The 6,202-nt window shown below is 35.5% G+C and carries 7 protein-coding genes and 1 pseudogene; 2 read left to right on the forward strand and 6 right to left on the reverse strand.

Annotation, left to right across the window (positions count from 1 at the left end):
* Positions 1 to 219 (forward strand): integrase core domain-containing protein (locus tag GTR01_RS24180; RefSeq protein WP_160140266.1); only part of this gene is annotated, 219 nt, incomplete at its 5' end.
* A 40-nt stretch (positions 220 to 259) separates the two neighbouring features.
* Here the strand turns inward: GTR01_RS24180 and sufD are convergent.
* The 5 genes from sufD to GTR01_RS24205 form a co-directional block, all read right to left on the reverse strand.
* A complete protein-coding gene (gene sufD / locus GTR01_RS24185; RefSeq protein WP_160140270.1) occupies positions 260 to 1,567 on the reverse strand; it encodes a Fe-S cluster assembly protein SufD in 1,308 nt (435 codons plus the stop codon).
* A 156-nt stretch (positions 1,568 to 1,723) separates the two neighbouring features.
* The gene (gene sufC, locus GTR01_RS24190) at positions 1,724 to 2,467 is read right to left on the reverse strand and encodes a Fe-S cluster assembly ATPase SufC (protein WP_160140267.1); all 744 of its coding nucleotides are present in this window, start codon (positions 2,465 to 2,467) and stop codon (positions 1,724 to 1,726) included.
* Positions 2,468 to 2,485: 18 nt separating this feature from the next.
* On the reverse strand, positions 2,486 to 2,992 hold the full coding sequence (locus GTR01_RS24195) for a GNAT family N-acetyltransferase (protein ID WP_160140268.1): 507 nt from the start codon (positions 2,990 to 2,992) through the stop codon (positions 2,486 to 2,488).
* A gap of 6 nt (positions 2,993 to 2,998) precedes the next feature.
* The gene (gene sufB, locus GTR01_RS24200) at positions 2,999 to 4,447 is read right to left on the reverse strand and encodes a Fe-S cluster assembly protein SufB (protein WP_068940815.1); all 1,449 of its coding nucleotides are present in this window, start codon (positions 4,445 to 4,447) and stop codon (positions 2,999 to 3,001) included.
* 66 nt (positions 4,448 to 4,513) lie between these two features.
* Complete coding sequence (locus GTR01_RS24205; protein WP_047098035.1) at positions 4,514 to 4,843, reverse strand: HesB/IscA family protein; 330 nt, start codon at positions 4,841 to 4,843, stop codon at positions 4,514 to 4,516.
* A 146-nt stretch (positions 4,844 to 4,989) separates the two neighbouring features.
* Between GTR01_RS24205 and GTR01_RS24210 the strand changes: the two genes are divergently transcribed.
* Entirely contained in the window at positions 4,990 to 5,838 is an 849-nt protein-coding gene (locus GTR01_RS24210) for a GLPGLI family protein (RefSeq protein ID WP_160140269.1), read from the forward strand.
* A gap of 168 nt (positions 5,839 to 6,006) precedes the next feature.
* Here the strand turns inward: GTR01_RS24210 and GTR01_RS24215 are convergent.
* Positions 6,007 to 6,202 (reverse strand): annotated as a pseudogene (locus GTR01_RS24215) (hypothetical protein); the annotation flags it as partial.

Below are 6,202 nucleotides of genomic sequence, written 5' to 3' on the forward strand. Positions count from 1 at the left end.
TATCAAAATGCGCTAGCAGAAAGGGTTAATGGAATATTGAAACAAGAATTCCTTTTTTCTAAAACAAAGAATATTCAAGATCTAAACTTATTAGTAAAAGAAAGTATTTATCTTTATAATACTAAAAGACCACATTTAAGTCTTAATATGGAAACGCCAGATAAAGTGCATAAAAAATCCGAAGAAATAAAATATCTCTCCGGATTAAATATTGTTTAATTTATGTCAACCTATTTTAGGACGACTCACAATATATCGTTTAAAATTCTATATCTACTTCTAATTTCTCAGCTAAAAGCTTTGATATCTTTTCTTTTAGAGGCTCAATATCGATGTTTTGCATTGCGTCATTAGCAAATGCATATAGAAGTAATGCCTGAGCTTCTTTCTTAGAAATCCCTCTGGCTCTTAAATAGAACAGGGCATCTTCATTCAGCTGGCCTACTGTACATCCGTGAGAACATTTTACATCATCAGCAAAGATCTCTAACTGAGGTTTAGTATCAATACTAGCTCCTTCACTTAGCAATACGTTATTGTTCTGTTGGTAAGCATTCGTTTTCTGAGCGATTTTATCAACAAAAACTTTCCCGTTGAAAACTCCGTGGGCATTACCATCGAAGATTCCTTTATAGTTCTGATAACTTTCACAGTTCGGGAAGTTATGGTGAACTGCTGTATGGTGGTCTACCAACTGATCCTTTCCGATAATTGTGATTCCGTTCATGAATGAATTAATATTGGATCCATTCTGAATAAAATCCAGGTTGTTTCTTACCAGTTTCCCGCCGAAAGAGAAGGTGTTTACAGTCGTTAAACTGTCTTTTTCCTGTCTTGCAAAGGTGTTGTCTACAAGGTAAGATGTATTGTTATCGTTTTGAAGCTTATGCCAGTCTGCTTTTGCATTTGGATATGTGAAGATTTCCGTCACGGAATTGGTGAACACATACGTGTCATCAAAATTGTGGTGGCTTTCAATAACTTCAACTTTTGCTCCTTCTTCTACGATCAATAAATTTCTTGTATTGTAGAATGTATTTTCTTCCTGATTCTGAGAAATGTAGAAAACATGGATTGGTTTTTCAATCACTACATTTTTAGGAACTTTCAAAAAGAAACCATATTTGCAGTACGCAAGGTTTAAGTTGGTGAAAGCTAAATCTTTAGAAGCAATTGTATTGAAATACTTTTCAAATACCTCTTTATGTTTATCATCATTCAATGCGTAATTGAATGAAAGGAACTCTACATTTTCAATAGAAACTTTAGAAAGCTCTTTGTGAAGTTTACCGTTTACGAAAACAATCCAATCAAAATTTTCTTCACCAAGATGCAATTCATCAAACTGCTCTTTAGTGATGTTGTGGTGTTCTTTCGGGAAGAAGTTGTAGCTTTTTTCCGTGATCTCCTTTAGATTGGTATATTTATATTCTTCGTCTTTTTTGGTCGGAAAACCAATACCTTCAAACTTCTGAAGAGCAGCTTTTCTATCGTCATCCAGAAATCTGTGACGAAGGCTCTCCAAAAACTCGCTATGGTTTTCGATGATTTGTTCTTTTAATGCCATTACTGGTATATCTGTGGTTTGCACCATTTTTTCTTTTTATTTTGAACTAAAAATATTGCTATTCCGGGGAATAGGTAATCCAATTTTTAATATTAGAGATTCTTTTTTGCTACGTTTATTTACCGTGAAAATTTTAATCTCTGAAATACTTTCTTCTTAGTTAAGAAGCCAGTCGTATCCTTTTTCTTCAAGTTCTAATGCTAAAGATTTATCACCTGTTTTGATGATTTTTCCGTTAGCTAGAACGTGAACGAAATCAGGTTGAATATAGTTAAGCAATCTTTGATAGTGCGTAATCAAAAGAACTGCGTTTCCTTCGTTTTTAAAAGCATTTACACCGTCAGCTACAATTCTTAGCGCATCGATGTCTAATCCTGAATCTGTTTCATCAAGGATCGCCAATTTAGGGTCAAGCATCATCATTTGGAAGATCTCGTTTCTTTTCTTTTCACCTCCTGAGAATCCTTCGTTCAGTGATCTTGAAAGGAAATCTTTTTTGATTCCTAATTTTTCAGATTTTTCACGGATTAAGGCAAGCATTTCTTTTGCCGGCATTTCTTCTAATCCGTTTGCTTTTCTTGTTTCGTTTAAAGCAGCTTTGATGAAGTTCGTTACAGAAACTCCCGGAATTTCCACTGGATACTGGAAAGATAGGAAGATTCCTTTGTGTGCTCTGTCTTCAGGAGCATCTTCAATGATGTCTTCTCCCTGGAAAATGATCTCTCCACCTGTCACTTCGTAATCCTCTTTTCCTGCGATTACAGAAGAAAGGGTAGACTTACCAGCTCCGTTTGGCCCCATAATAGCGTGAACTTCTCCTGGTTTTATTTCAAGGTTGATCCCTTTTAATATTTCTGCGCCATCTTCAATTTTGGCGTGAAGGTTTTTAATTTCTAACATTTTATTTGCTTAAACAAATTATTTTTGAATTCTATATACTAAACTTTCAGGTTGACCGGGAACATCATTAAGGGTTCCGATTTTGGTCATACCTGCCTTTTCCAAAACTTTAACAGAAGCTACATTACTGGGACGAACAATGGCAAATATCTCTTCTTTATTGTCCTCATTAAACCCAAAGTCTATAGCTTTCTTTGTGAATTCTGTTGCATATCCTTTCCCCCATGCCCGGGAAGCAAAACGATAGCCTAAATTCAATTTTTCTTCTTCTCCGTAGAGTCTGTAGCTCAGTCCTCCAAAACCTATTATATTTTCAGGGTTTTCCTTTTCAGTAATTACCCAGCTTCCAAAATGATGGTTATCCCAATGATCAAGCATTCTTGTAAATGTACTTTCTGCTTTTTCAAAACTCATGGGTCCGCTTGGATTATGAATATTGGTTTCAGGGTCATGATTAATTTCAAAGAAACTTTCAAAATCTTCTTTTGCAGGTTTTCTTAAAATTAATCTTTCCGTAGCTATCATATCTTTTTATCCTACTGATCCTTCTAATGAAATCTCAAGTAATTTCTGTGCTTCAATAGCAAATTCCATCGGAAGTTTATTTAAAACTTCTTTACTGAAGCCGTTTACGATCAAAGCAATTGCTCTTTCCGTATCAATACCTCTCTGGTTACAGTAGAAAATCTGATCTTCTCCAATTTTTGAAGTGGTAGCTTCGTGCTCCAATTGAGCCGTAGGATCTTTGATCTCGATGTAAGGGAAAGTGTGTGCACCACATTCATTACCCATCAATAAAGAGTCACATTGAGAGAAGTTTCTTGCTCCTTTTGCAGAAGGCATTACTTTCACCTGTCCTCTGTATGAGTTTTGAGATTTTCCTGCAGAAATACCTTTTGAAATGATCGTAGATTTTGTATTTTTTCCAATGTGGATCATTTTTGTTCCTGTATCTGCGTACTGGTGATTGTTGGTTACAGCGATAGAGTAGAACTCTCCGATTGAATTATCACCTTTAAGGATACAAGAAGGATATTTCCATGTTACTGCAGAACCTGTTTCAACCTGAGTCCATGAGATTTTGGCATTTCTTTCGCAAAGACCTCTTTTGGTTACAAAGTTGAAAACTCCACCTTTTCCTTCTTCATTACCTGGATACCAGTTCTGTACCGTTGAATATTTAATTTCAGCATTGTCTAGTGCAATTAATTCCACTACCGCAGCGTGAAGCTGGTTTTCGTCTCTTGACGGAGCTGTACATCCTTCAAGGTAAGAAACATAACTTCCTTCATCTGCAATCACAAGCGTTCTTTCAAACTGTCCTGTTCCTGCCTGGTTGATACGGAAGTAAGTAGAAAGCTCCATAGGACATTTTACGCCTTTAGGAATATAGCAGAAACTTCCGTCAGAGAATACTGCGGAATTCAATGCTGCATAGAAATTATCTCCTCTTGGAACCACTTTTCCAAGATATTTTCTTACTAAATCAGGGTGGTTTTTAATAGCCTCAGAGATGGAACAGAAAATAATTCCTTTTTCTGCCAACGTATCCTGGAATGTAGTTTTCACAGAAACTGAATCTATTACGATATCTACAGCTACTCCTGAAAGTCTTTTTTGCTCCTCAATATTGATTCCTAGCTTTTCGAAAGTTTTCAATAATTCAGGATCTACCTGATCAAGGCTTTCCAATTCAGGCTTTGCTTTTGGAGCTGCGTAGTAACGGATTGCTTGAAAATCCGGTTTTTCATATTTGATATTCGCCCAGTTAGGCTCTACCATTTTTAACCAGATTTTGAAAGATTCCAAACGCCATTCAGTCATCCATTCTGGCTCCTCTTTTTTAGCGGAGATCGCACGGATGATATCCTCATTTAAACCAATCGGGAAATCTTCATAATCAATTTTGGTTTCCCAACCGAATTCATATTTTTTATTTTCTAGATCGACTCTTAAATCGTCTTCAGTATATTTACTCATTATAATTTTTTAGATTTCAGATTTAGACCTCATATTGTCTGATGTCTAGGATCTTATGTCTTTTTTCTAAAGACTAAATGATTCTCCACATCCACATGTTCTGGATGCGTTCGGGTTGTTGAAAACAAACCCTTTTCCGTTCAATCCTCCTGAATATTCAAGAGTGGTTCCTGCTAAATAAAGAATGGATTTTTTGTCGATGATAATCTTAATGTCATTATCTTCAAAAATCTGATCTGTGTCTGTTTTTTGGTTGTCGAACTTCAAAACATACTCTAAACCAGAGCATCCGCCGCTTTTCACCCCAACTCTTATATAATCTTCAGCAGGGTTAAAACCATCTTCCGTCATAAGTTGGATGGCTTTCTCCTTTGCATAGTCTGATACTTTTATCATTGTATTTATTTAGAATGATTTAATGACGCAAAAATACGAACAAAAATCAGGATATAAAAATCAGCATTTTTATTTTATCGATTTTTATCATTGATGAGTTTAACCTTGGTAATGTTTTGAAATCCAAAACATAAATTAACTTGAATATGAAAAGAATAGGCATTATTGCTCTGGCACTGTTTATACAGCAGGTTTCTGCACAAACTAACCGATTTGTATATCAGGTAACAATGAAGCCAGACGCTGAAAATAAAGCAGATATAAAAACTGAAAATGCATATCTTGATATTTCTCAGGAGAAATCTGTTTTTTATTCTGAAAACAGGATCAAAAGAGATTCTATTATGCAAAAGGCATTTCAAGGTGGTGGTGGAAGAGGAAGTATCAATAGAGATCAGATGGAAGGATTAAGATCCAATATTAATTATTCTGTAGAAAAAGATAAAGCGAACCAAAAGACTTATTTTAAGGATAGAATAGGAAGGGATATTTATTCTTATGAAGAAGATAGACCCTTAAACTGGAAAATTTCTTCAGAAACAAGAAAAATAGGAGAGTATAAGGTTCAGAAAGCAGAAGCAGATTTTGCAGGCCGCAAATGGACAGCATGGTTTACCACAGATCTTCCTTACCAGGATGGGCCTTATAAGTTTGGAGGACTTCCGGGATTGATTGTAAAAGTGGAGGATGATAAAGGGGATTATTCTTTTGACCTGATGAAGAACTATAAGATCGTAGACCTTCCAGTTTTAAATCAGTTTGGAAATACTTTAAAAGTAAAAAGAAGTGATTTTGTAAAACAGCAGCAAAAGTTTAAAACAGACCCAATGTCATTTATGACTCAAGGATCAGGTGGTATGGGCACTATGATGCGGATAGGCGGCGGAAGAGGTCAGGGAGGTGGAAATCAGGATCCTGCTGAGATGAGAAAACGAATGGAAGAAAGAGTGAAAGAAGAGGCTAAAAAGAACAGTAACCCGATTGAATTGCAATAAATTAAATAACATGCTAAACCTGTTAGGTTTAAATTAGTAGGATAGAAGAAATAAAATCAGCTTTATTCAATTGCAGGAAAATAAAAATGCCAGTGAAGATCTTCACTGGCATTTATTTGTAATAGCCACGACTTTATCTGACAGTTAGGGGTTAAAAATAATTGTCAGTTATCCAATATTATCCTTACTTCCAAAAGTAAGGATTTTTTGTTCCTCTGCAAGAGTTTCCAATAATTTCTCTTTTGCAATAGTTTTACTATCTAGAAACGTCTGCATCGGTGTTTTACCGTAACAATGTTTTCCTGTATGCGTTCTTTCATTGTTGTAATACGACAACCAGCTGTTCAGGTCTAATTGCAGTTCT

Source organism: Chryseobacterium sp. c4a (assembly GCF_009900745.1).
GTDB lineage: Bacteria > Bacteroidota > Bacteroidia > Flavobacteriales > Weeksellaceae > Chryseobacterium.

Bases quoted from the DNA above. Each gene is read 5' to 3' on its own strand.
- GTR01_RS24205 (WP_047098035.1), bottom strand. From the start codon at position 4,843: ATGATAAAAGTATCAGACTATGCAAAGGAGAAAGCCATCCAACTTATG.
- sufC (WP_160140267.1), bottom strand. From the start codon at position 2,467: ATGTTAGAAATTAAAAACCTTCACGCCAAAATTGAAGATGGCGCAGAA.
- sufB (WP_068940815.1), bottom strand. From the start codon at position 4,447: ATGAGTAAATATACTGAAGACGATTTAAGAGTCGATCTAGAAAATAAA.
- GTR01_RS24210 (WP_160140269.1), top strand. From the start codon at position 4,990: ATGAAAAGAATAGGCATTATTGCTCTGGCACTGTTTATACAGCAGGTT.
- sufD (WP_160140270.1), bottom strand. From the start codon at position 1,567: ATGGCATTAAAAGAACAAATCATCGAAAACCATAGCGAGTTTTTGGAG.
- GTR01_RS24195 (WP_160140268.1), bottom strand. From the start codon at position 2,992: ATGATAGCTACGGAAAGATTAATTTTAAGAAAACCTGCAAAAGAAGAT.